Origin of the sequence: Acidithiobacillus ferriphilus (genome assembly GCF_018854775.1) — a bacterium.
GTDB lineage: Bacteria > Pseudomonadota > Gammaproteobacteria > Acidithiobacillales > Acidithiobacillaceae > Acidithiobacillus > Acidithiobacillus ferriphilus.
On the sequence record NZ_JAAZTY010000211.1, the window covers coordinates 1 to 2,210 of the forward strand.

The following is a 2,210-nucleotide window of genomic DNA, read 5'->3' on the forward strand; positions in this document are numbered from 1 at the left end:
AGATTCACTCTTACCGACAGCTTCCCGTCAATTTCTACCAGATTCAGACCAAGTTTCGCGATGAAATCCGCCCCCGCTTCGGGCTGATGCGCGGGCGTGAGTTCGTCATGAAAGATGCTTACTCCTTCCACATGGATCATGCCTCATTAGAAATCACCTATCAGGCGATGTACGAGGCCTACCAGCGGACTTTCACCCGCCTCGGGCTGAACTTCCGTGCGGTGGAAGCAGATAACGGGGCCATTGGGGGTAAACGCTCCCATGAGTTTCATGTGCTGGCGGATTCGGGCGAAGACGCCATCGTCTCCTGTCACCACTGCGACTATGCCGCGAATATGGAAAAGGCCCAGAGTCGCCCCGAGCCTGCGGAGATGGAAATGCCGCTGGCCGCCGCACAAGTGCGGACGCCGGGTATCCGCAGCGTAGCGGCGCAAGCTGAGCATCTGGGCATCAGCACCGCAAAAATCGTCAAGAGCGTGTTGGTGCTTGCCGACGGTAAGATAGTCATGCTGTTGCTGCGCGGCGATGATGAGCTGAATCTGGTCAAAACCGGACATGCCCTGAATGCGCAGGAGCTGCGCTTGGCCAGCCCGGATGAAGCCGTATCCGCCACGGGCGCCCCCCTGGGCTTCATTGGCCCCAAGGATCCGTTGCTGCCTATCTCCATAATGGCGGATCACCGCGCCTTTGGCGTGGCTAATTTCAGCACGGGTGCCAATGCGGCGGATCTGCACTGGATCAACCTGAACTGGGATCGCGATTTGCCACGTCCGGCGGCGGCGGATCTGCGCAATGTCCGTGCCGGGGATGCCTGCCCTCATTGCCGGGAGGGCACTCTAAGCATCCGTCGGGGCATTGAGGTGGGGCACGTCTTTCAGCTCGGGGAACGCTACAGCAAGAGTATGGGTATTACCGTGCTGGACGAGACAGGCCGCGATGCCACAGTGACCATGGGTTGCTATGGTATCGGTGTGTCGCGGGTGGTGGCGGCGGCGGTGGAGCAGCATTTTGATGATCGTGGCATCGTCTGGCCAGCAGCCCTGGCACCCTTTGAAGTCGGCATCGTCGCCATCAATGCGCGCAAGTCGCCGGAAGTGGCCGCCGCCGCTCAAGCTCTACATGATCGCCTGGAGGCGCAGGGCTACAGCGTACTGCTCGATGATCGCGATGAGCGTCCGGGAGTGCAGTTTGCCACCATGGATCTGATCGGCCTGCCCCATCGCATTGTGGTCAGTGACAAGGTGCTGGCGCAGGGCGTTTGGGAATATCGGGCGCGTCGCGCCACCGAAAACGTGCTTCTGGATGAAACGCAACTCATGAACCACCTGCGCAAGGAGCATCCTCGTGGATAAATCACCCGTAAAGACTCCCATAAAGCATATTTTGGCGGCCGTCGATTTTTCACCGATGGCCCTGTACACCGCCCGGATGGCGGCGCAAGAAGCCCAGTTGCACGACGCCCGCCTCACCCTGCTCCACATTTTCAACCCGCAAATGCTCAATCTGCAGATACCGGAAGAAATTCTGCCGCCCACCCTGGATCTGCGCGAAAAGCTGCTCCAACTGGCGCATGCCGAGATGGAAAAACTGCGCCAATCCATAGCCGAAGACGGCATCCCACCACGGATGGAACTGGAGGAAAGCGGTGAGAATATCGGGAAGGCGGTGATTGACTTCGGCAAGGCCCATGCAGTGGACATGCTGGTAGTGGGCAGTCATGGCCACGGCGCCATTGGCCGGTTGCTGCTGGGTTCTGTCGCCAATGATATCGTCCATTACGCCAGTTGTCCGGTGCTGGTGGTCAAGCACCACGAGGACTGAAGTGAAATCCTAAGGCCGGGGCGTAGACTTCCCGGTGCTCGCCATCTGCGCGGTCCAGCCACTCACCGCTGCGACAAAACGTTCACTTGCCCCGGCCATGGCCACGGCACCACCCTGCGCACTCGCACCGGGAAGTATCTCAGTGAAACGAAAACTGTGCTGGGCAACCACCCTATAATCTGTAGCATTCACCAGCGTCGCGGTACCGGCGACCAGTGCCTTGCCTGTCTCCGGCCCGCTGAAATTCACCACGAAATCCGTCAGTCGGACCTGCAATAGCCAAGTCGCGGTACCGCTGGACTGCCCCGCCAAAACAGCCCGCCACTGGCCGGAGTACGCCAATTGATGCTGCAAGCGGCTGGCAATCATCTGCGGCGGGGTGCCAACCC

The 2,210-nt window shown here is 59.9% G+C and carries 3 protein-coding genes; 2 read left to right on the forward strand and 1 reads right to left on the reverse strand.

The annotated features are described in order from the left end of the window. Positions 1 to 1,352, forward strand: a 1,352-nt coding sequence (locus HF921_RS12390; protein WP_215893917.1) for a proline--tRNA ligase, incomplete at its 5' end; no start/stop codon positions are given. Next, positions 1,345 to 1,821 carry a universal stress protein gene (locus tag HF921_RS12395; RefSeq protein ID WP_081258234.1) on the forward strand — a complete coding sequence of 159 codons (477 nt, stop codon included), beginning with the start codon at positions 1,345 to 1,347 and terminating at the stop codon, positions 1,819 to 1,821. The genes HF921_RS12390 and HF921_RS12395, both read left to right, overlap by 8 nt. Before the next feature lie 9 nt (positions 1,822 to 1,830). Here HF921_RS12395 and HF921_RS12400 read toward each other — a convergent pair. Continuing rightward, the coding region (locus HF921_RS12400; RefSeq protein ID WP_215893918.1) for an ABC-type transport auxiliary lipoprotein family protein at positions 1,831 to 2,210 on the reverse strand (380 nt) is incomplete at its 5' end.